The organism is Promicromonospora panici (assembly GCF_900608595.1).
Taxonomy (GTDB): Bacteria; Actinomycetota; Actinomycetes; order Actinomycetales; family Cellulomonadaceae; genus Promicromonospora; species Promicromonospora panici.
In genome coordinates this window covers 353970-376191 of the sequence record NZ_UWYY01000003.1, presented here as the reverse complement: position 1 = coordinate 376191, position 22222 = coordinate 353970, and the positions used below count along the sequence as shown (strand labels likewise).

Here is a 22222-nt window from a genome sequence, read left to right as displayed (position 1 = left end):
TGATCCTGGCTAGGAGAGCAATGAAGCATCCCCATGACTGGTTCACCGAAGGCCGCTTCGGCCTGTTCATCCACTTCGGCCTGTACAGCCTGCTGGGCCGGCACGAGTGGGTGATGACCAACGAGAGGACGCCCCCGGAGGAGTACGAGCGCCTGGCCGAGTTCTTCGACCCGGACCGGTTCGACGCTCCCGCGCTCGCCCGCGCGGCGCGGCGCGCGGGGATGCGGTACGCCGTCCTGACCGCGAAGCACCACGAGGGGTTCGCCCTGTACGGCACCGAGCTGTCGGACTACAACAGCGTGGCGGCCTGCGGCCGTGACCTCGTGCGCGAGTTCGTCGAGGCGTTCAGGGCGGAAGGGCTGCGCGTCGGGCTCTACTACTCGCTCCTCGACTGGCACCACGCCGACTTCACCATCGACTATCACCATCCGCTGCGGGACCTGCCCGACGCGCGGGAACGCAACGACGTCCGCGACATGGCGCGGTACCGCGAGTACCTGCACGGCCAGGTGCGCGAGCTGCTCACGCGCTACGGCACCATCGACTACCTGTTCTACGACTTCTCGTACGTGGAGCCGCGGGACGGCTGGGACGGCAAGGGCCCCGACGACTGGGACTCGGTCGGGCTGCTGGACCTCACGCGTGCGCTCCAGCCCGGCATCGTCGTCAACGACCGCCTCTGGATCCCGGCCGACGTCGTCACGCCCGAGCAGTACCAGCCGGACGAGCCGATGCGACGCGACGGCGTCGAGGTGCCGTGGGAGGCGTGCCAGACCCTCAACGGCTCGTGGGGGTACGACAGGGAGAACCTCGGCTACAAGAGCCCGGACCTCCTGATCCGGATGCTCGTGGACACGGTGTCGAAGAACGGCAACCTCCTGCTCAACGTCGGGCCCGACGGCCGGGGCGGCATCGCGCCCCGGGACACGGCGTCGCTCAAGGCCATCGGCGACTGGATGGCGCTGCACGAGCGAGCCATCGTCGGCGCCGGCGCGGCTGGGCTGACGGCTCCCTCCGGGACCGCCCTCACCCGGAACGGCGACCGGCTGTACCTGCACCTGTTCACGTGGCCGTTCGGCCACGTGCACCTGCGCGGCCTGGCGGGCAAGGTGCGTTTCGCCCGGCTGCTGGACGACGGCGCCGAGATCCGGACGAGCGAGATCTCGCCGGACCAGCAGGCCTGGAACACCGAGCTCGGCGGGCAGCCCGCCGGGACCCTGACCCTCCATCTGCCGACGGTGCGCCCCGAGGTCGCGGTCCCCGTGATCGAGCTCTTCCTGGAGCCGGACGGCTCGACGCACGACCACGCCGAACCCAACGAAGTGAGGACATCATGATGAACACTCGACCCCTCGTGGCCGTCGTCGCGGCAGGTGCCGCCGTGGCGCTCGCCGCCTGTGGCACGCCGTCGAGCGGCGGCACGTCGTCGGACGGCGGGAAGTTCACCGTCGTCTGGGACATGTGGGCCTCCGGCGAGTCGGACGTCGAAGCGCTCGAGGCGCAGCTCGCGATCGCACGCGAGGAGAACCCCGACATCGACATCCAGCTCAAGCACGCGCCCTGGGACGACTACTTCACGAAGCTCACCACCAACCTGGCCTCGGGCGACGTCGCCTGCGTGACGTCGATGAACGGACAGCGCCTCTCGGGCTACCACGAGGCGTTCCTGCCGCTCACCGAGGAGGAGCTCGCCACGGCGGGCATCGACCCGGACGACTTCGCGGCGGGCTCGTTCGACATCATGAGCCACGACGGGACGCTGTACGGCATCCCCTACGACGTGGCCGCCATGCTCGTCTACTACAACAAGGACATGTTCGCCGAGACGGGGACGCCGGAGCCGGAGGTCGGCTGGACCTTCGACGACTTCGACGCCGCCGCGGAGGGCACCACCACCGACGAGCACCACGGCTTCGGCATGAGCATCGGCGAGTTCCAGTGGATGTCGCTGCCGATCGCCCGGTCCGGGAAGCAGCCGGTCGACGAGTCCGGCGCGCTGGCGCTCGACGACCCCGAATTCGCCGACGCGGCCGAGTGGTACGTCGACATCGCCGACAAGGGGTTCGGGTCTGTCCCGCCGTCGGCCGCCGAGACCGGCTGGGGCGAGCAGGAGTACCAGGCGGGCAACGTCGCGATGGCGATCGACGGCACCTGGAACGCCGCCACCTACCTCGGCAACGAGGCCGGGTTCGACGCCGGCATGGTCGACCTGCCCAGCCAGGACGGGGAGCACCTGGGCCTCGTGCTCGGGTCGGGCTACGGCATCTCGGCGGACTGCGCGGACAAGGAGGCGGCGCTGAAGGTGCTCGGCTCCCTGGTCGGCGAGGACGCGCAGAACCTCATCGCGTCGTCGGGCCGCAGCTACCCGGCGCGCACGTCCTCGCAGCCGCTCTACTTCGGCTCGCTCGACGAGGGCGTCCGCGATGAGGTGGAGGCGACGTTCGAGGCCGCGTTCACCGGCGTCCAGGGGCAGCGCTCCACGGACGACTGGGCCCAGATCAACGAGGCGATGTCGCCGCAGATCATCTCCGTCTACACGGGCGACACGACGATCGGCGACGTCCTCGGGCAGACGCAGCAGCAGTTCGGCGAGTGACCGGATGACCAGCATCTCCGTCGCCGAGGCGGCGCCTCGACGTCGGGGCCGCGGCGAGCTGGGGAAGGCCGAGTCCCGCCAGGCGCTGGGGTTCATCACCCCGGCCCTGGCGGGTCTGACCGTCTTCACCGTCGTGCCCGTCGTCCTCTCCGTCGCGATGAGCCTGTTCGACTGGCCCGCCTGGGGCGACCGCGAGTTCATCGGGTTCGGGAACTACGTCGACCTGTTCACGAGCCATCCCGACTTCTGGCCCGCCCTGCGCAACTCGGCAGTCTTCACGCTGCTGTTCGTCCCGCTGAACCTCGTGGTCTCACTGGGCCTCGCGCTCCTGCTCGGGCCACGGATCCGCGGACGGGCGGCGTTCCGGGTGCTGTTCTTCATCCCGGTCGTGACACCGATGGTCGCGAACGTGCTGGTGTGGCGGATGCTGCTGCAGCCGAACGGCCTGTTCAACGGCGTCACGACGGCGGCGTTCGACCTGACCCTGCCGAGCTTCCTGAACCATCCGCAGTGGGCGATGGTCATGGTCGTGATCATGTCCGTGTGGCAGGGGATGGGCTACAACATGCTCATCTTCTGCGCCGCGATCGAGCAGCTTCCGGAATCGGTGCTCGAGGCGGCGCGGATCGACGGCGCTCGCGGCGCACAGATGTTCTTCCGGGTGACGCTGCCCCTGCTGTCGCCGGCGGTCTTCTTCACGACGGTCATGACGATGATCTCGTCGATGCAGGTGTTCGCGCAGCCGCAGCTGCTGACCGGTGGTGGCCCCGGCAACGCGACCCTGCCGATGGTGATGTTCATCTACGAGCAGGCGTTCACGTTCCAGCAGATGGGGCTCGCGGCGGCGGCCGCCTGGGTCCTGTTCGCGGTGATCATCGGACTGACGGCGCTGCAGTTCAGGGCGCAGCGGAGGTGGGTCCACTATGAGGTCTGACGTGCCTGCCGCCGTTCTCGCCGCGCCCGTGCGGCCGATCGGGCCGCGCCTGGTCCTGCAGTACGTGGCGGTCGTCGTCGCCGCTCTGCTGTTCGTGACGCCGCTGGTGTACGCGTTCTTCTCGGCGCTCAAGCCCAACGACCAGATCTTCGCGGTCCCGCCGACGCTGATCGGCAGCGAGGTGCGGTGGGGCAACTTCGTCGAGGTGTTCCGCCACGGGCCGTTCCTCACCTACATCTCGAACTCGCTCGTGATCGCCGTCGCGGGCACGCTCGTCGTGCTCGTCGTCTCGACGACGGCCGGGTACGCGTTCGGGCGCCTCCGCTGGAGCGGCCGGGACCTCGTGTTCGGGCTGTTCCTGCTGACGCTGATGGTGCCGCAGGAGGTCCTCGTCGTGCCGATGTTCCAGCTCATGCAGTGGTTCGGCTGGGTGAACACTCCGCAGTCGCTCGTCCTGCCGTTCGCGTTCACCGCCTTCGGCACGTTCCTCATGCGTCAGTTCTTTCGCGGGATCCCGTTCGAGCTGGAGGAGGCGGCACGGGTGGACGGCGCGGGACCGATGCGCACGTTCCTGCAGATCATCCTGCCGCTCTCGCGGTCGGCGGTCGCCGTGCTGACGGTGTTCACGTTCATCGGCTTCTGGAACAGCTACCTGTGGCCGCTGATCGTCGTCAACGACTACGCCTACCTGGGCACGCTGCCGATCGGGCTCGCCACCTTCTCGGGACAGTTCGGCACGCGCTGGGACCTGCAGATGGCGGCGTCCATCATCGCGATGATCCCGACCGCGCTCATCGTGATCCTGCTGCAGAAGCACCTGGTCAAGGGGATCGCCACCGCGGGTATCGCGGGGCGCTGACGCGGCGCCGGGCGTCCGGGGCGGGAACGGCGAAACGTCAGGTGATCGGTGTTCCGGGGATTCCGGGGTGCCGATCGCCTGACGTCCTGCTCCCCACGCCTAGCGGCGCCGGACGCTCGAGATCACCGAGCCGACGACGAGGATCACTCCCGCCGCGCCCAGCAGCACGATCAGCGCGACGCCGAGGTCGAAGATCACGCCGGCCGAGACCGCGAGGATCCCCAGCCCGACCGCGATCACGATCAGGCCCCACACCGCCGTCCCGACGCGTGGGCCGCGCTTGGCCGCAGGCTGCTGCGCCTGCTGTGCGGCCTGCTGACCTTGCTGCGCAGGCTGCGGCTGAGCCGTCCCCACCGGAACGGGCTGCGGCTGGGTATGCGGCGTCGGACCGGGCTGCGTGCCCGACGCCGGGCCCGACGCCTGGGGCTCCGGGTCACGCAGCGGGGCGAGGGGGTCGGTGTCGTCCGCCGCGGGGGCGTCCTGGACGGCGGTTGCCGCCGGTTCCGCCTCCGCCTGGGCCCGGGCCGCCGCGACGCCGTAGGCCGGGTGGACCGCGCCCTCCGGCGCGGGGCCTTCGAGCGCGGGGCCTTCGGATGCGGGGCCTTCAGGCGCGGAGTCCCCAGGCGTCGTGCCCTCGGGGACCTGCCGGGTGGCCTGTGCGATCTCCTGCGTCGGCGGGGTCTCCGCCGGTGGCAGCACCGCCGTGGTGTCGGTGTCGTGCTCGGTCTTGTTGTCCATGGCTTCGCTCGTGTCCTGGCCCTCGGGCCGGCTGGTGTTCTCGCTCGTGTTCTCGCTGTCGTTCGTGCGCCCGGTCATGGCGTGTCCCCTCCTCTGCTCTCGCTCACGATGACCTCGCCCGCGCCGGCCTCGATGTCGAGGCTGAGCACAGCGCCGTCGTCACCGACCTCGTCGCTCGCGAAGTAGTTGTCGGAGCCGACGCCGCTCGAGGACCGGTCCTGGTCGTCGACGTTCCACTGGACGACCCCCGCGGCGACGTAGGCGTTCGCCTCGACCGCCACGTCCTCGGGCACCAGCACGACCGTCTGGCCCGCGCCGAGCTGGATGGGCACCACCACGGGATCGCCCGGCTCGACCCCGGACAGGTTGAGCTCCGTCAGGTCGATGGTGGGGTCGCCCCACCGGACGTAGAAGCCGTCCTCCGCCTCCCGGATGGTCTGCACGGCGATGGTGCCCTCGGTGATGGTTGCCGCGTCCGGGTCGTTCGGTTCGTTCACCAGCTCCTCGATCTCGCCGCCGCGCACCACGGCGTCCTCCGCCCAGTCCCGGCCGTCGCCGACCACGGCGATGTAGGCCATGCCGAACAGCAGGGCGACGATCGCGAAGAACCCGAGCCAGCCGCTGGACCGGCCGCGGAGGCCTGAGACGAAGATGGCGATGCCGAGCACGACCGTCGCGATGCCCAGCCAGACCGTCCCGAGACCGGAGTTGCCGTCGGTGAAGTCCACGGCGCCCACGCGGTCCGCGGCGAGCAGCAGGGCTCCGATCAGGAGGATCACACCCAGGGAGACCCCGACGGCGGTACTGCCGGGACCCCGCCGGACGCGGGCCGGGGGCGCGGTGTAGACCGGCTGCGGCACGGGGACCGCGCCGGGCGCGGGCCGGTACTGCGCCTGCGTCTGCCGGTACGGGGCAGGGCCGGCGCCCGACGCGTAGACCAGGCCGTCTGACCGGCGGTAGTCGGCCGGCGGCGCGGGTGTGAACGGAGCAGTCGTGCCCGGCTCACCGGCCCGCGGCGCGGGGCCGGCGTAGGTGCCCGACTGGCGGGCGGCGGAGTTGTCGCGGGCCCGCTGCACACCCTGGACGATCAGGTAGCACACCACGCCCAGGACGGTGATCCAGAAGAAGAAGCCCAGCCACCCCCAGCCGCCGCCGTCGTCCCACCAGCCCAGCGGGCCGCCCCACGCGAAGCCCACGAGGAACACGGCGACCGAGCCGAGCATCGCCACGTCGAAGTTGCCGCGCGTCGCCTCCTGGAGGTGGATGCGGCCGTCGCGCTCGGGCAGCAGCGCCCAGCCGATGCCGTACAGGATGAGGCCGAGCCCGCCGAGGAAGAAGCTCAGGATCAGCAGGCCGCGGACCAGCAGCGGGTCCCAGCCGATGCGCTCGGCGACGCCGCCCGCGACGCCGCCCACCCAGCGCTGCTCGGAGCGCGGGAAGAGGCCACGGCGGATCGACGCGAAGAAGCCGGACTCCGCGTAGGGACGCTGCCCGGGGGCGACAGGTGCAGGATCGGCCGTGGGACCGGTCGCTGGGTCGGTTGCCGGCTCGTAGGCCGGACCCGTGTACACGGTGTCCGGGCCGACCGAACTCTCGTCGGCCGGACCACCCGGCTCAGGGGTGGCGCCCTGGGGACGCGTCTCGTCGGTGCTCATGCCTCCATGCTTGTCGACCGGCGGCGCATCCGGCATCGGGACCTGCCCTGAACCAACCCTGGTTCGCCCTGCGCGGGACCCTGAGATCGGGGCTCAGACGTATTCAGGGGGCCTCCGGCATGTGACGATCGGGGGGTGAACGAGAGACTCACCCTCCGCAGGCCCAGCAAGGCCGGGCCGGGATACAGCGGCCGCTGGGTGGCCGGTGTCGCCGCCGGCCTGGCGGCGCACACGGGCCTGCCCGTGTGGCTGGTCCGGATCGGGTTCGTCGTGCTCAGCGCGTTCGCCGGGGGCGGCATCGTCGCCTACATCTTCTGGTGGGTCACCATCCCCGCCGGCGTCCCCACCGTGGCCGACGTCGTACCCACCGAACGCCGTCGGCTCGCCCCGCGCCTGACCGCCGACGCGCGCGCCGACGCCGGCGCCGCGGACCGGACGACGTCGCTCGTCGACCGTGTGCGCCTCTCCGGGCCGGTCTCCCGGCTCGCGGTCCGCGACATCTGGATCGGCGTGGTCCTGCTGTCGAGCGCCGCGCTCATGATCGCGCTCCGCGCGGACTGGGACCCGGTCGCGTCCTGGGTGCTCCCGGCGCTGATCGGGCTCGGCGGCGTCGCCCTGGCGTGGAGCCAGGTCGACGCGACCGAACGGGACCGCTGGGTGGGCGGCACGGGCTCCGGCCTGCGCTCGCGGACGGCGCTCCTGCGGCTGGCCGGCGGCGTCGTGCTGACGATGCTCGGCGTCCTGATGCTGGTGGGCCAGGACACGCCCGTGAGCGTGCTGATGCAGGCCACCATCGCGTCGGTGGCCATGGTCGCCGGCGTCGTGCTCGTGTCGCTGCCGTGGTGGTTCCGGCTCGTACGCCAGCTCGGCGACGAGCGCGCCGCCCACGCCCGCGAGGCCGAGCGGGCCGACATCGCGGCGCACCTGCACGACTCGGTGCTGCAGACCCTGGCCCTGATCCGCGCGCAGGCGTCCGACCCGGAGGCCGTCTCCCGCATGGCCCGCGCTCAGGAGCGCGAGCTGCGTGGGTGGCTCTACGACGACCGGCAGGAACCCGGCACGTCGGTGGCCGCCGAGCTGAAGGAGCTGGTGGCCGAGATCGAGGACGCCGTCGCGCCGCTCACCGTGGAGACCGTCGTGGTGGGCGACTGCCCGCCCACCGAGATCACGTCGGCGCTGCTGCAGGCGGCCCGGGAGGCGCTGCTCAACGCGTTCAAGCACGGCAAGCCGCCCGTGTCGGTCTACCTTGAGGTCACGGACGCCGTGGCCGAGGTGTTCGTCCGCGACCGCGGCGACGGGTTCGACCTCGACGAGATCGCCCAGGACCGGTTCGGCGTCCGGGAGTCGATCCTCGGGCGGGTCCGCCGTCGGGGTGGCACCGCCGAGGTCGTGAGCCGGCCCGGCTGGGGTACCGAGGTGCGGTTGCGGATGCCGCTGGACAAGCCGGCCAACGGCGAGAAGAAGACCGAGAAGAACGGCAGGGCGCGGGCCGCTACGGCCCCCGGCCCTGCGCCGACCACTGCGGAGGGTGCGACGAGATGACAACCCAGGCGACGGCGTCGGGCGGCGGGCTGGTGCCGCTCCCGGTGCCGGTGGTGCTCGTGGACGACCACCACCTGTTCCGCACGGGCGTGCGCGCCTCGCTGGACGACCGGGTCACCGTGGTGGGCGAGGCGTTCGACGTCGACACGGCCGTGGCGCAGGTGCACGAGCACCGCCCGCCCGTGGTGCTGCTCGACGTGCACCTGCCCGGCGGCAACGGCGGTGGCGGCGCCGAGGTGGTGCAGCGGTGCGTCGACCTGCTCCCCGAGGGGGTGCGGTTCCTCGCGCTCTCGGTGTCCGACGCCGCGGAGGACGTCGTCTCCGTGATCCGCGCCGGGGCGCGCGGCTACGTCACGAAGAACATCGCGCCGTCGGAGCTGTCGTCGGCCGTGGTGCAGGTGGCCGGCGGCGACGCGGTCTTCTCGCCGCGGCTGGCCGGGTTCGTCCTGGACGCGTTCGGTGCCTCCGCCAACGACATCGCCGTGGCCGATGACGAGCTCGACCGTCTCTCGAAGCGCGAGCAGGAGGTCATGCGCCTGATCGCGCGCGGCTACTCCTACCGCGAGGTCGCGAGCGAGCTGTTCATCTCGATAAAGACGGTGGAGACGCACGTCAGCGCGGTCCTCCGCAAGCTCCAGCTCTCGTCAAGATACGAACTGACCCGCTGGGCGGTAGCCCGCCGCCTGCTCTGACCCCCTGCCCTTCGTTGAGTGCTGGATATTCGCCCCTGTTGTGGTCCTCGCAGGGCGAATGCCCAGCACTCGACGGGTTGTGGGGGCGGGTGAAGGCACTTTCCTTGCGGGGGTTTAGCCCGTATGTGAGCCTCGGTCGTGACGGCCTGACGACGAGACCGCAAGGGGGCACCGTGACGAGGCGGGTCTGCTCTGCCGCTCTGGCCGGGCTGTTGCTGATTGCGGCGGCCTGTACTGGCGATGCGCCGTCCCCGGCGCCGGACGCCGGCGCGTCGCCGACTGCCGCGTCGCCGTCGGCTGACCCGACGGAGACCGCACTGCCGTCGGGCGAGCCCACGGAGACGGCGTCGCCGTCGGGCGAGCCCACGGAGAGCGCACCGCCGTCCGATCCGACCGACGCCGACGAACAAGCCCTGCTCGACCTCGCGCGCGCCGAGGGCACCGTGAGCGTCATCGTCGAGGCTGCCCTGGAGGGGGAGGCCGAGCGCGGTTCGGACGAGCACGGGCGCCTCGTCGCCGAGGCCCTGGACGCGCTCGAGGCCGAGCTCGATCCGGAGCACACGACCGTCACCACGCGATTCGAGCGCTACCCCCGGCTGACTCTGACCGTCGACGAGGAGGGCCTGCGCGCCCTGTTCGTATCGCCCCGCGTGACCCACGTCTGGGAGAACCGGTCGATCCCGCTCGAGTGATCGTGCCTGCCTGAACTGCCCTGCCGGAACTGCCCTGCTCGATCCGCTCGATCCAGCCCGCTCCATCGATCTGCCCCGCCATCAGACAGAGGGAGATAGTTCAATGCGCTTGCAGAGACCGCGTTCCTACAGACCGGCCTCGGCGGTTCTCGCCGTGGTGCTGGCCTGCACGACCCTCGTCGGGCTGTCATCCCCTGCGGGTGCAGCGCCGTCATCGGAGACCACGCCGCCGGACGCCGGAGAACGTGCCCTGATCGCGGAGGCCGAGAGCGAGGGCCCGCAGAGCGTGATCGTGGAGGTCGCCAAGCTCGGCGACCAGCGCAGGGTGGTCGGGGAGATGCGTGCCACCGGCCACGAGGTCCGGGTCACCGACGTCTTCGACCGGTTCCCGCTGGCCACCATCACCGCCGACGCCGACACGATCCGGGAGCTCGCCGAATCGCCCGACGTCGTCCGGGTGCACCCGAACGGGACGCGCAAGCCGGAACTGAACACCAGCATCCCGCTGATCGGCGCCGATGACCTGCACCAGCGCGGGATCACGGGCACCGGCCAGACCGTCGTCATCCTGGACAGCGGGATCGACGCCGACCACGAGTTCTTCGGGGGCCGCGTGGACGAGGCGTGCTTCTCGGGCGGCGTTGCCGAGTCCCTCTGCCCGAACGGCGAGCGCACGCAGACCGGGGACGGCAGCGCCCAGTGCGACCAGGAGTTCTGCGACCACGGCACCCACGTCGCGGGTATCGCGGCGGGCGCCGACGTCGGCAATGCGCCCGGCAACGGAGTAGCGCCGTCGGCCGACATCGTCGCGATCCAGGTCTTCTCCCGGTCCGACGACTGCGGCGACGACCCGGCACCGTGCGTCACGCTGTCGGACACCGACGCCGTCGCGGCGCTGGAGTACGTCCTTGACCTGGCGGAAAACCGTTCCATCGCGGCCGTGAACATGAGCTTCGGCGGCGGCACGGAGTCCGAGGCGTGCACGGACAGCGTCTACGTCCAGCCGATGCGAGACCTCCTCGAGGCGGGTATCGCCCCGGTGGCGTCCGCCGGCAACAGGGCGGACGACGGGTCGAGCTCACCGGGGTGCGAGCCCGAGGCGATCACGGTCGGCGCCTCCGATGACGACGACACCGTGCGCGACACCAGCAACCGCGGGGAGCTGCTCGACGTCTTCGCGCCCGGGGGCGACGTCAGGTCGTCCCTGCCGAGCGACTCCGACGACGGCTACGGCGTCAGCAGCGGCACTTCGATGGCCGCCCCGCACGTGACGGGGGCGTTCGCCCTGCTCCGCGAGGAGCTGCCGGGCGCGAGCGTGGACGAGCTCGAACAGCTGCTGGAGGACACCGGTGAGCCGATCACCTACGAGAGCGGCGGCGCCGACGTCACGACCCCGCGGATCGACCTCGCCGCGGCGCTCCCGCGCGAGGGCTCAGGCCTGACGTACACCGGTCCGACGTCGGCGGCGCTGGCGCAGACCTTCACGGCGTCGGCGACCCTGACTTCCGGCGGGAACCCGCTGGCGGGGGAGACCGTGTCGTTCTCGCTCGGTTCGGGCGGGGGGTCGCAGGAGTGCTCCGGTACCACCGACGCCTCCGGCGAGGCGAGCTGTTCGCTCACCCCGACCGACTCCCCGGGGGAGACGACCATCACCGCGGAGTTCGCGGGGAACCGGGACGTGGAGCCGGCGACCGACACGGTCCCGTTCACGATCGGGCGGCAGCCGACCGTGGTGACCTACACCGGCCCGGCCGAGGCCGACTTCAATGACGCGTTCACGGCGTCGGCAACCCTGACGGCGGGCGGCAGCCCGGTGTCGGGGCAGACGGTGTCGTTCTCGCTCGGCTCTGGCGGCGGGTCCCAGGAGTGTTCCGGGACGACCAACGGTTCGGGCGTGGCGAGCTGCTCGCTCACGCCCTCGGACGCGCCGGGCGAGACGACGATCGACGTGTCGTTCGCCGGCACCGGCACGCTGGAGCCGTCCAGCGACTCGGCGTCGTTCACGATCACCCGGCAGGAGACGGCGCTCCGGTACACCGGCCCCGAGCGGGTGGCGAACGGGACCGCCGTCGAGCTGTCGGGGATGCTCACCGAGGAGACGACGGACGGGCCGGGGGTCTCGGGTCGGGACGTGACGCTGGCCCTGGGCGCCGGCGCGGACCGGCAGGAGTGCACGGGCACCACCGGCTCCTCGGGTGCTGTGGCCTGCACGATCCCCGTGGTGGACCAGCCGCTGAACGCGGACGCCACGGTGCCGGTGTCTCTCGACTTCGCGGGGGACACGTACTACGAGCCGTCGACTGCTTCGGCGACCGTCCTGCTCGAGTACTACACCGGCCGGGCGTTCGGGCTCAGCGCGGATGTGCCGCTCCCGCTGGTCGGGTTCGAGATCGAGCCCACGCCGGACACGGGCGAGATCCGGACGGCGGACGCGTCGTCCACGGACACGCCGTGCCTGACCGAGCTGGACCTGCTCCTGCTGCAGGCCAACGCCCTCTGCCCGGACGTGACCACGAGCCTGGCGCCCGGGACTTCGGTGGCCACCGCGAGCGTGGACGAGGTGCGGATCGGTATCCCCGGGCTGCCGGTGATCGAGGTGGAGAACGCCACGGCCCAGGCGACGAGCACTTGCGCCGGGGATGGTGCGGCGACCGGAACCACGGATATGACGCTGCGGGTCGGGGGCGAGGCCATCGAGATCGGCACCGAGCCGAACACGGTGGTGGAGCTGCCAGGCGTGGCGCGGATCGTCGTCAACGAGCAGGTCGCGGACCCGGATGCCGACCACGGGCTGACGGTCCGCGCCCTGCACCTCACGGCTCTGGAAGGGGGCCTGACCGACGTCGTCGTGGCGTCCGCGACGAGCGGCGTCCACAACTGCGCTAGCTGAGGCCTGGGTTGTGCCGCCGCGCCTCCTGGTGCGGCGGCACGGCCGGGACGACGTCGACTCCGGAAAGGGGATGAAGTAGGGCCGAACACGTTCAGACTCGCCGGGCGCGTTGATACGCTGCGGTGCCCCATCAGGGGCGATGCGCCGTAGGGGGCTGGCGGCGTGTTGCTGCCGCTCGTTCGAGATGAAGAAGCCAGGTTCAGTGCGAACTCGTCGACTTGTCAGCCTCATGATCGCGGTGGTCGCGGCCATCGTCTGGGCGCTGAGCACGTTCGCGAACATGTCGAACGCCTGGGACCCGGCGAACTTCGTCGTCCGAGTAGGGGCGGGCGCCTTGACGGTCGCCGCCGGGATCGAGTGGCTCGTCCTGAGCATCCGGGAGACCCGGCAGGCCGGTCTTCCCCGGGTCGGGTCCGCCGGGGAAACGGCCGCAGCGCGCAGCGCCGGCTCCAGCACGGCGGTCGAGAACCTGCTGTCGGTGTTCGGACGCCGGCGCACGGCGGCCCAGGACCTGGACCTCGTCATGGGTGGCGGCGCTGTGCTGGTCGGCGCGTACCTGATGGAGCGGAAGGTCCGCCGGGTCTGGCTACGGGTCGGGCTGGATCCGGCGTCGGTGGAGTCCCTCGAGGCGGCGCTGGGCGGCGCGCCCCACCGGGTGTTCGGGACGCAGATACCTACTCGCGGACTGTTCGACAGGTCGGCGTACACGCAGATCGAGGGCGCGTCGCGGTCGGGCGCCTGGAGCATCGCCGTCCCCACGACGGACGTGGATGTGCTCCGCTACGTCCTGACCCGCGCCGAGGAAATACGTTGAGTGCTGGATCTTCGCCCGGTTGATGGCCTTCGCGCGGGCGAGGATCCAGCACTCAACGAGCTTGGTTGGCCCAGGCCGGGGAGAGGCGGACTACCGCGCCCACCACGATGACCGCCGGCGGGCGGACGTCGGCCTCGGCCGCGCGGGCCGCGATCGTGGCCAGCGTGCCGACCGTGACGCGCTGGCAGGGGCCGTAGCCGTCCTCGACCACGGCGGCCGGGGTGTCGGCGGGACGGTCGTCGGTGATGAGCGCCTCGGCCGTGTCGGCCAGGTGGGTGACGCCCATGAGCAGCACGAGCGTGTGGTCGGGGCCGCCCGGGACGTCGGCGGCGCCGTCGTGCCCGGTCAGGACGCTGAACCCGCGCGCGACGCCGCGGTGCGTGACCGGGATGCCGACCGCAGCCGGCACCGAGACCGCCGATGTCACGCCCGGCACCACCTCGACCTCGATGCCCGCAGCACGGCACGCCGCGAGCTCCTCGCCGCCGCGGCCGAAGACATACGGGTCGCCACCCTTGAGGCGGACGACGTCGCGCCCGGCCTGGGCGTGCTGGATCAGCAGCGCGTTGATCTCGTGCTGCGGTACCGGGTGGTTGCCGCTGGTCTTGCCGACGTCGATGATTTCGACGTCGGGCGAGAGCTCGTGCAGCAGGGCGCGCGGGCCGAGCCGGTCGATGATGACGACGTCGGCCTGCGCCAGGACGGTGCGGCCGCGCGCCGTGATGAGCCCGGTGTCACCGGGGCCGCCCCCGACGAGCCAGACCCGGCCGAGAGACTCGGGCGACGGACGGTGGCGGCGGAGCGGGAGGGTGCCCGACTGGAGGGCGGCCGACACCGCATCGCGGAGCGCCCGCGAGCGGCGCGGATCGCGGCCGGCGGTCACCGAGACGGTCACCTCGGCGTCGTCGGTCAGGGTGGTGCGGGCCACCGCCGGCACCCATGCGCTGCCCACGGAGGCGTCACCCGCGGTGACGCAGAAGATCCGGGCGCGCTCGGCGTCATCGGACACCTGCCGGTCCACCGCGGGAGAACCTGTGGCCGTGTGCACGAGCCAGGCCCCGTCGAGGTCGCCCGGCCCGTAGGCGCGGGCGACCAGCTCCACGGCACCGGACGGCGACACGCGGGCCAGCACCACCAGCTCCTCGCACACGTCGGGCGCGATCACGCGCACGCGCGCACCGGCCTCGACGAGCGACCGGGCGCGACGCGCGGCGACCGGCCCGCCGCCCACCACGACGACGAGCCGACCTGCGATCTTCAGCCCCAGCGGGTAGATCTCGTGCGGCACCCCTCCATCCTGCGCCTGAGGGGTCGGCAACGGCGCGGCGTCAGACATGGAGGCCGCACTCGTCCTTGTCACGCCCGGCCCACCGGCCGGAGCGCGCGTCCTGGCCCGGCAGCGGCCGCGCGGTGCACGGCTCGCAGCCGACCGACGGGTAACCGTCGGCGAGCAGCGGGTTGATGACCAGGCCGTGGCGGCCGGCGTACTCCGCGACCTGCTCCTCGGTCCACGCGGCGATCGGGTTGATCTTCACGACGCCGTTGCGCTCGTCCCAGGACACGAGCTGGGCGTTGGCGCGGGCCGCGGTCTCCTCACGACGCACGCCCGTGGCCCACGCCTCGTAGTTCTCCAGCGCCTTCTTCATCGGCGCCACCTTGCGCATCGCGCAGCAGGCCTCGGGGTCGCGGTCGTGCAGCTTCGGCCCGTACTTGGCGTCCTGCTCGGCCACGGTCAGCTCGGGACGCACGTCGACGACGTTCACGTCCAGCTCGATCTCGACGGCGCCACGGGTGCCGAGCGTCTCGGCGAAGTGGTAGCCCGTGTCGCCGAACAGCACGTCCACGAACGGGAACTGCTCGGACACGAGGTGCGACAGCACGGTGTCCTGCATCGAGGAGGCCACCGCCATGTACGGACCGAACTCGCGCACGGCCCACGCGATGACCGCCTGGGCGTCAGCCTCCGGGCTCTCGGAGGAGGCGTTCAGCTGCGCCTGCCCGCGCTCCACCACGGCCCGCAGCTCCTCGGGGGTCCGACGGCGCCGCTTGGCCCGGGCGGCGGGGCGCATGGCACGGATGCTCTCGCGGGCGGCGGCTCGGGCGCGGACCCGCGCGAGCCGCGGGTTCACCCCCGAGCCCGGCCCGGAGAGCGACAGAGAGGATATCGGTGCTGTTTCCGTCGTGGTCATCGGAGAGCCTCCTCGTCGGCGCGGTGTGCCCACTGTGCGAACGTCTCTTCACCGTCGTGGTCGGCGTCGTACCGGCGCACGACGCGCTCCACGTAGTCGCCGATCCCGTCGGCGGTCACCTTGAGCCCGCGCACCGTGCGCCCGAGCCCGGCGTCGTCCCGGTCCAGCGACGTGAGGCCGCCCCCGAGGTGCACCTGGAAGCCCGGCACCTGGTTGCCGTCGTCGTCCATCACGAGCTGGCCCTTGAGGCCGATGTCGGCCGTCTGGATCCGCGCGCAGGAGTTGGGGCAGCCGTTGACGTGCAGGCTGAGCGGCTTGAGGTCCTTCAGGTCGCCGAGGCGCTCCTCGAGCTGCGTGATCGCCTCGGCCGACGTCGCCTTGGTCTCGACGATCGCGAGCTTGCAGTACTCGATGCCGGTGCAGGCGATCGTGTTCCGGCGGAAGATGCTCGGCCGGGCCTGCAGCCCGAGCTCGGCCAGGCCGGCGACCAGCGGCTCGACCTGCTCCTTCTCGACGTCGAGAACCAGCAGCTTCTGCTGCGGCGTCAGGCGGACGCGGTTGCTGCCGTGCGCCTCGGCGAGGTCGGCGAGCTGCGTGAGCGTCTCGCCCGAGACCCGGCCCACCGTGGGTGCGGCGCCGATGTAGAAGCGGCCGTCGTGCTGCTCATGGATGCCCACGTGGTCACCGCGCTCGTCCAGCCCCAGCGACGCGGGCGACGGCGGCTCGATGCTGTCGCGCAGCTTGTAGCCCAGGTACTCGTCCTCCAGGACCTGGCGGAACTTCTCGACGCCCCAGTCGGCGAGCAGAAACTTCAGGCGGGCCTTGTTGCGCAGCCGGCGGTAGCCGTAGTCCCGGAAGATGCGGACGACGCCGTGCCAGACCTCGGGCGCCTCCTCGGGCGACACGAACGCGTTCAGCCGCTCGGCGAGGCGCGGCGCCGTGGACAGCGCGCCGCCCACCCAGACGTCGTAGCCGATGCCGAGCTCCGGGTGGTCGACGGCGACGAACGAGATGTCGTTGATCTGGTGCACCACGTCGAGGCTCGGGTGGCCCGTGATCGCGGACTTGAACTTGCGCGGCAGGTTCGCCAGCGCCGGGTCCCCGATGAAGCGCTCCTGGATCTCCTCGATCACCGGCGTCGGGTCGATCAGCTCGTCCTTGGCGACGCCCGCCACCGGGCTGCCGAGGATGACGCGCGGGACATCGCCGCAGGCCTCCGTGGTGCTCAGCCCGACGGCCTCCAGACGGCGCCAGATCTCCGGCATCGCCTCGACCTCGATCCAGTGCAGCTGGAGGTTCTGCCGGTCGGTGATGTCCGCCGAGCCGCGGCCGAACTCCGTGCTGATGCCCGCGATGACGCGCAGCTGCTCGGTGCTCAGCGCCCCGCCGTCGATCCGGACGCGCAACATGAAGTACTTGTCCTCGAGCTCGTGCGGCTCGAGCGTGGCGGTCTTGCCGCCGTCGATCCCGGGCTTGCGCTGCGTGTACAGGCCCCACCAGCGGAACCGGCCGTGCAGGTCGTCTCCGGGGATCGAGTCGAAGCCCTCCTTGGCGTAGACCTGCTCGATGCGTTCGCGCACCAGGAGCGGGTCCGACTCCTGCTTGAACTCCTCGTTGTGGTTCAGCGGGGCGTTGCCGTCGATCTTCCACTGGCCGTTCGGGCGGGCGGGTCGCTTGCTCGTTCGAGGCTGGGCAGGGGCCGTGTTGACCATGTGTGGGGTCCTGTTCGTGCGGGGCGCGCGGGCGTGGAGCTGATGCTGGGGGGAGTTGTGCGCGTCGTACGGGCAGGAGGCTGTTTCCCGGGGGTTGACCAGGGACTCAGCGCTTCGGGCCGGCGGCGCGCGCTGACCTTGCGGGGGCGAGGGGCGCGTCAGAGCTGACAGCTGCGACAGCGGTCGCAGGCACAGGTGGGCATTCGCATCTCGTGACGGGTGGTCACGAGGAAGATGCGCGCTGCCTTGGTCATGGCGAAGACGTTAACCGCCGCTGGTAGAGGGCGGAAGAGGTCGTCCACATAGTGGATGTCTATCGGGCGCATTGATGTTGCCTATGTGTTTCCCTACTGAACGGGTAGGGAAATGACGGACTCCGCCCGGGAGCAGCCCGCGTGCGGCAGGCGGAGGTCGCTGACGGCGCGCGGGGCCGGCGGGGATCGTGGTCTATGTCACGACGGCGACCTGCGGGCAGTTTCGGGCCTCGCTCGGCCCTGCCGCCGATAGGCTGACGGCCATGGAGTTCCTCTACAACGTCTTCGTGTTCCTGCACTTCGCGAGCTGGGCCCTCGTGTTCGGCGGCTCGATCGCGTCGATGCGGACCAAGGCCCTCTACAAGGGTGTCTCGCACGGCGCCATGGGAGCCGTCGTCGCGGGTGTCATCATGGTCGGGATCGCGGAGATGGCCGGGCCCTTCGGCGCCGAGCTGAACATGGCGAAGATCGGCGTGAAGCTGATCATCGCGCTCGCCGTCGCCGTGCTGGCCGTGCTCGCCGTCCGCAAGGGCGAGGACGTTTCTCCAGGCCTCAAGGGGTCCGTGCTCGGCCTCACCCTGGTCAACATCCTGGTCGCGGTGTTCTGGAACTGATCGCCGGGCCGGGGCGGGCCCGCCCGGGCCCGCACCGCTAGCGGGTCGCCAGCCACTCCTGGTGCGCGACCAGGCTGCGGTCGAACAGGCCGCGCAGGGCGTCGCCGTCGATGCCCTGCAGCGTGACGCCCAGCGACCGGAGCCCGTCCCGCCAGTCGTCGTACGCCGTCAGCTCGATCTTCTCCGCGCGTGAGCCGGTCCGGCTGAACAGGCAGCCGCGCAGGGTCTCCGCGGCGTCGGGCAGACGGCGCTGGACGACCAGCTTGCGCGCGTACGCACCGCCGGCCGGGTCGGTCAGGCGGCGGTGCGCGGCCGTCTGCTGCGCCGGCGTCAGCTCCTTGTGGAAGAGGTCGATTGCCCGGAAGCTGCCCTTGACGTCGTGGTGGAACGTCCAGCCGCCGTCGCGCAGCTCGAGCCGGTAGGTGAACGGGCCCTGCCGGTGCTCGCCCGCCAGCAGAGGCAGCGGGTCGTGCAGGCCGTCGCCGCAGCCGACGTCCGGCCACCAGAGGCCGCCCGGGTTGTCCTCTGTGGGGAGTCCGCGGACGTGCATCGCCAGGTGCCCGACGTGCACGTCCCGGCGCTCGGCGTCGGTGTCCCAGTTGTGGCCCCACGCGGGTACGACGTCGTAGCCGAGCGCGCGCAGCACCACCGTCAGGACGCCGTTGTGGTGGAAGCAGTAGCCCGCGTTGCCGCCCGCCGCGACCCGGGCCAGCGTCGCCTCGGCGTCGATCGCGGGCGGACTGCCGAGCATCGTGTTCAGGTTCTCGTACGGAATCCGCTCGGCATGTCGCCGGTGGATCTCGAACAGGGTCGCGACGGTCGCCGGAGGGCGCTCGTCGAGGCCGAGCCGGGTCAGGTAGCCGGCAACCTCTCGCTTCATGATGAGCAGGGTAAGCGCCCAGTGTCGTGCCCGTTTTGTTCGAACGGCGAGGTTCGATCGAACGGACGTCGTGGGACCGCTAAAGTTCGGCCGTGGACGTTTGGGCAGAGGTACTCGTCGGTGTGGCAATCCTGGTAGGACTGATCGGCATCGTCGTCCAGGTGTTGCCCGGTGCCGTGCTCGTGCTGGGCGGCATCCTCGTGTGGGCGATCTTCACGGGCGGCGTCGAGGCGTGGGTGGTCTTCGGCATCGCCGCGCTGGCCATCGCCGTCGCCGAGGTGTTCCAGTGGATCCTGGCCGGCAAGCACATGCGCAAGGCCGACGTACCCGTGCTGACGCTCGCCGTGGGCGGCATCGCGGGCATCATCGGGTTCTTCGTGGTGCCGGTGATCGGCCTGTTCCTGTTCTTCGTCGCCGCGATCTTCCTGCTGGAATGGGCGCGCCGCAAGGACATGGCGCTGGCGTGGACCGCGACCAAGGCGGCCGTCCAGGCCACGCTGATCACGATCGGCGTCCAGCTCGTGGGCGCTCTGCTGGCGACGGGCGTCTGGGTGGTTGGCCTCTTCATCACCCCGTGATGTCGAAGATCAGGAGGGTGCTCGACGCCGTGGCCACCAGTGCGCCGGTCGCATCCCGCACCGTCGCCTCCGTGAAGCCGACGCGCGAGCCGGCCTTCACCACCGTGCCCTCCGCGGTAAGCGGGCCACCGCCGCCGCGCACGGCCTTGAGGTAGTTCACCTTGATCTCGACCGACGTGTAGCCCTTGCCCTGGGGCAGCACCGACTGCATCGCGCAGCCGCACACCGTGTCCAGCAGCGTGCACAGGACGCCGCCGTGGATCGTGCCGATCGGGTTGAAGCCGGACTCGTCGGGCGTACACCGGAAGGTCACGCTCCCCTCCGAGACCTCGTCGATGTCGAGGCCGAAGTGGGCGGCGATCGGTGGCGGCGGGATGACGCCGTCCCGCATGCGCTGCAGGAACTCGATGCCGGACATCCGCGGCGCCTGTGCCGCGATCTGCAGAGGGTCGTACCAGGTCAGCTCGCGGGTGCGCGGCTCGCCCCAGGCCTCGTGGGCGTTCGCGGGGGCGTCGGACTGCTGTGTTTCGGACATGTGGGCAAGAGTAATGTCCGGGTCATGCAGGCAGCCGATCTTCCCCTGATCCAGTCCGTGTCCCGCCCCGCAGTCCACCCCGACGGAACCTGGGCCGTCGTGTCGGTGACCCGGCCCGACCTCGACGCCGACGCCACGGTGGGCCAGCTCTGGCGGGTGCCGCTGGTCTCGACAGGCTCGACCACCGAAACCAGCGACGCGCCCCGCCGCCTCACCCGCGGCTTCCGCGACACGGAGCCGCGCTTCTCGCCCGACGGCGCCCTGGTCGCCTTCCTGCGCGCGGAGCCGCAGGGGGCGCCCCAGCTGTGGATCCTCCCCGTCGGCGGCGGCGAGGCCGTGCAGGTCACCGACCGCAAGCTCGGCGTCGCCGACTTCCGCTGGTCGCCCGACGGCACGCGGCTCGCGTTCCTGAGCCGCGAGCCCGAGCCGGGCCGGTACGGCTCGGTCGAGGGCATCACCTCCGGCGCCGAGGGCCCGCGCCGCATCACGAGCTGGAGCTGGACGCGCAACGGCCTGGGCTACCACCGGGACCGCCCGCAGCACGTGTTCGTCGTCGACGTGCCCGACGTCGCGGGCGAGCCCGTGGTCCAGCCCGTCGCGACGGCGCAGGGCGAGGCCGAGCCGCGCCCCACGGTGCCGGAGCCGCGCCGGGTGAGCGTGGACGACGTCGACCACAGCGGCATCGCCTTCACGCCCGACGGCGGGGCGATCGGCGTCATCGTCGAGCGCGAGCAGGGCGCCGGACAGCCATGGAGCGGGACGGTGCGCGTGCTGCCGCTGACCGGTTCGACCGGGGGCAGCTCCGACGTCCTCCTCGGCACGCTGGCACCCGAGGCCATCGGATTCGGCGCGGGCGGCGAACTCTACGTGGTCGCGCAGGACCTCGGCCCGGAGGGCAAGGACTTCGTGGCCCGCAACGGCGCGCTGTACGTGCTGTCCGCGTGGGCCGACCAGCAGCCGCGCCGCCTCACCGACCCGGAGACGCAGGGGATCGACGGCGAGCCCCTGCCGCTGGCGGACGGCGGCGCGCTGGTCGCCGTCGAGACCCGCGGTACCCACCAGGTGCTCCGGGTCTCCGACGACGGGGTCACAACCCAGCTGACCAGCGGCGACGTCGTCGTATCGGGGTTCGGCGTCGGAGGCGGGACGCTCGCGGTCGCGTACTCGGACCCGGGCAGCTACGGCGATCTGGCGGTCGTCGACCTGACCGGCGCGGCAGGCGGCGAGCTGCGGCGTCGGACGGACTTCTCCGCGCCGCTGCGCGCGACCGGCGTCGTGACGCCGAAGGAGCTGATCGTCAACGGGCGCGACGGGTACCCGGTGCACGGCTGGGTGGCGGTCCCCGAGGGGGAGGGTCCGCACCCGACCCTGCTGATGATCCACGGCGGGCCCTTCGCCTCCTACCGCGCGGAGCTGTTCGACGAGACCCAGGTGCTGGTCGACGCCGGATACGCCGTCGTGTACAGCAACCCGCGCGGCTCGGCGGGCTACGGGCAGGCGCACGGCCGGGCGATCCGGCACGCAATGGGCACGGTGGACCTGCACGACGTGCTCGACTTCCTGGACGGCGCCGTGGCGGCGGACGGGCGCCTTGACGGGTCCCGCGTGGGCGTGCTGGGCGGCTCGTACGGCGGATACCTCACGGCGTGGACCATCGCGCACGACCACCGGTTCGCCGGCGCGATCGTGGAGCGCGGCTTCCTCGACCCGGACGTGTTCTTCGGGACCAGCGACATCGGCTCGTTCTTCGGCTCGGAGTACGTGGGCGAGACGCCCGAGCAGATCGCCGGGCAGTCGCCGCAGGCGGTCGCGGGCCAGGTGACGACGCCCACGCTGGTGCTGCACTCCGAGCAGGACCTGCGCTGCCCGTTGTCCCAGGCGGAGCGCTACTACTCGACGCTGAAGCGGCACGGCGTCGAGACCGAGCTGGTGGTCTTCCCCGGGGAGAACCACGAGCTGTCCCGGTCCGGTCGGCCCCGGCACCGCCAGCAGCGCTTCGAGATCATCCTGGACTGGTGGAAGCGGCACCTGCCCGTGGGATGAGAGCA

Annotated in this window: 19 protein-coding genes; 12 read left to right on the top strand and 7 right to left on the bottom strand. The window is 71.6% G+C overall.

What is annotated here, in order from left to right; translation table 11 throughout:
- Positions 1–20 precede the first annotated feature (20 nt).
- Genes EW117_RS05140 through EW117_RS05125 form a run of 4 tightly spaced genes read left to right on the top strand, consistent with a single transcriptional unit; the run spans position 21 to position 4389 of the window.
- On the top strand, positions 21–1337 hold the full coding sequence (locus EW117_RS05140) for an alpha-L-fucosidase (protein WP_129784343.1): 1317 nt from the start codon (positions 21–23) through the stop codon (positions 1335–1337).
- Complete coding sequence (locus EW117_RS05135; RefSeq protein WP_129784341.1) at positions 1337–2596, top strand: ABC transporter substrate-binding protein; 1260 nt, start codon at positions 1337–1339, stop codon at positions 2594–2596. Before EW117_RS05140 ends, EW117_RS05135 begins: the two co-directional genes overlap by 1 nt.
- A 4-nt stretch (positions 2597–2600) precedes the next feature.
- Complete coding sequence (locus tag EW117_RS05130; RefSeq protein ID WP_129784339.1) at positions 2601–3530, top strand: carbohydrate ABC transporter permease; 930 nt, start codon at positions 2601–2603, stop codon at positions 3528–3530.
- Positions 3520–4389, top strand: coding sequence for a carbohydrate ABC transporter permease (locus EW117_RS05125; protein WP_129784337.1), 870 nt, complete (start codon positions 3520–3522; stop codon positions 4387–4389). The genes EW117_RS05130 and EW117_RS05125 overlap by 11 nt, the downstream gene beginning before the upstream one ends.
- A 99-nt stretch (positions 4390–4488) precedes the next feature.
- Here the strand turns inward: EW117_RS05125 and EW117_RS05120 are convergent, their stop codons facing one another.
- Together EW117_RS05120 and EW117_RS05115 are read right to left on the bottom strand one after the other, a co-directional pair.
- Complete coding sequence (locus EW117_RS05120; protein ID WP_129784335.1) at positions 4489–5205, bottom strand: hypothetical protein; 717 nt, start codon at positions 5203–5205, stop codon at positions 4489–4491.
- Positions 5202–6782 carry a PspC domain-containing protein gene (locus EW117_RS05115; RefSeq protein WP_165362477.1) on the bottom strand — a complete coding sequence of 527 codons (1581 nt, stop codon included), beginning with the start codon at positions 6780–6782 and terminating at the stop codon, positions 5202–5204. Before EW117_RS05115 ends, EW117_RS05120 begins: the two co-directional genes overlap by 4 nt.
- A 135-nt stretch (positions 6783–6917) precedes the next feature.
- Here EW117_RS05115 and EW117_RS05110 point away from each other — a divergent pair, with 135 nt between their 5' ends.
- The 5 genes from EW117_RS05110 (at position 6918) to EW117_RS05090 (ending at position 13412) form a co-directional block, all read left to right on the top strand.
- On the top strand, positions 6918–8324 hold the full coding sequence (locus EW117_RS05110; protein ID WP_129784331.1) for an ATP-binding protein: 1407 nt from the start codon (positions 6918–6920) through the stop codon (positions 8322–8324).
- Positions 8321–9016, top strand: coding sequence for a LuxR C-terminal-related transcriptional regulator (locus EW117_RS05105; RefSeq protein WP_129784330.1), 696 nt, complete (start codon positions 8321–8323; stop codon positions 9014–9016). Before EW117_RS05110 ends, EW117_RS05105 begins: the two co-directional genes overlap by 4 nt.
- Positions 9017–9189: 173 nt before the next feature.
- On the top strand, positions 9190–9708 hold the full coding sequence (locus EW117_RS05100) for a hypothetical protein (RefSeq protein ID WP_129784328.1): 519 nt from the start codon (positions 9190–9192) through the stop codon (positions 9706–9708).
- Between the two features lie 103 nt (positions 9709–9811).
- On the top strand, positions 9812–12598 hold the full coding sequence (locus tag EW117_RS05095; RefSeq protein ID WP_129784326.1) for a choice-of-anchor P family protein: 2787 nt from the start codon (positions 9812–9814) through the stop codon (positions 12596–12598).
- A 202-nt stretch (positions 12599–12800) separates the two neighbouring features.
- The gene (locus EW117_RS05090) at positions 12801–13412 is read left to right on the top strand and encodes a hypothetical protein (RefSeq protein ID WP_129784324.1); all 612 of its coding nucleotides are present in this window, start codon (positions 12801–12803) and stop codon (positions 13410–13412) included.
- Positions 13413–13464: 52 nt separating this feature from the next.
- On the opposite strand, the gene cobA is transcribed toward EW117_RS05090, so the two are convergent.
- Genes cobA through EW117_RS05075 form a run of 3 tightly spaced genes read right to left on the bottom strand, consistent with a single transcriptional unit; the run spans position 13465 to position 17313 of the window.
- Positions 13465–14700, bottom strand: coding sequence for a uroporphyrinogen-III C-methyltransferase (gene cobA, locus EW117_RS05085; protein WP_422890242.1), 1236 nt, complete (start codon positions 14698–14700; stop codon positions 13465–13467).
- Between the two features lie 40 nt (positions 14701–14740).
- Entirely contained in the window at positions 14741–15601 is an 861-nt protein-coding gene (locus EW117_RS05080) for a phosphoadenylyl-sulfate reductase (RefSeq protein WP_129784320.1), read from the bottom strand.
- Positions 15598–17313, bottom strand: a complete 1716-nt coding sequence (locus EW117_RS05075; protein ID WP_129784318.1) for a nitrite/sulfite reductase — start codon at positions 17311–17313, stop codon at positions 15598–15600. The genes EW117_RS05080 and EW117_RS05075 overlap by 4 nt, the downstream gene beginning before the upstream one ends.
- Before the next feature lie 517 nt (positions 17314–17830).
- On the opposite strand from EW117_RS05075, the gene EW117_RS05070 reads away from it, so the two are divergent.
- Positions 17831–18181 (top strand): hypothetical protein, encoded by a 351-nt coding sequence (locus EW117_RS05070; RefSeq protein WP_129784316.1) that lies wholly within the window; start codon positions 17831–17833, stop codon positions 18179–18181.
- A 37-nt stretch (positions 18182–18218) separates the two neighbouring features.
- Here the strand turns inward: EW117_RS05070 and EW117_RS05065 are convergent, their stop codons facing one another.
- Positions 18219–19061: an arylamine N-acetyltransferase family protein gene (locus EW117_RS05065; RefSeq protein WP_129784314.1), complete on the bottom strand. Its 843-nt coding sequence runs from the start codon at positions 19059–19061 to the stop codon at positions 18219–18221.
- Positions 19062–19153: 92 nt separating this feature from the next.
- Between EW117_RS05065 and EW117_RS05060 the strand changes: the two genes are divergently transcribed.
- The gene (locus EW117_RS05060; RefSeq protein ID WP_129784312.1) at positions 19154–19639 is read left to right on the top strand and encodes a DUF456 domain-containing protein; all 486 of its coding nucleotides are present in this window, start codon (positions 19154–19156) and stop codon (positions 19637–19639) included.
- Here the strand turns inward: EW117_RS05060 and EW117_RS05055 are convergent.
- Positions 19629–20174, bottom strand: a complete 546-nt coding sequence (locus tag EW117_RS05055) for a PaaI family thioesterase (protein WP_129784310.1) — start codon at positions 20172–20174, stop codon at positions 19629–19631. The two genes, EW117_RS05060 and EW117_RS05055, sit on opposite strands and share 11 nt — an antisense overlap.
- A gap of 24 nt (positions 20175–20198) precedes the next feature.
- Here EW117_RS05055 and EW117_RS05050 point away from each other — a divergent pair, with 24 nt between their 5' ends.
- Positions 20199–22217, top strand: coding sequence for a S9 family peptidase (locus tag EW117_RS05050; RefSeq protein ID WP_129784308.1), 2019 nt, complete (start codon positions 20199–20201; stop codon positions 22215–22217).
- Positions 22218–22222 lie beyond the last annotated feature (5 nt).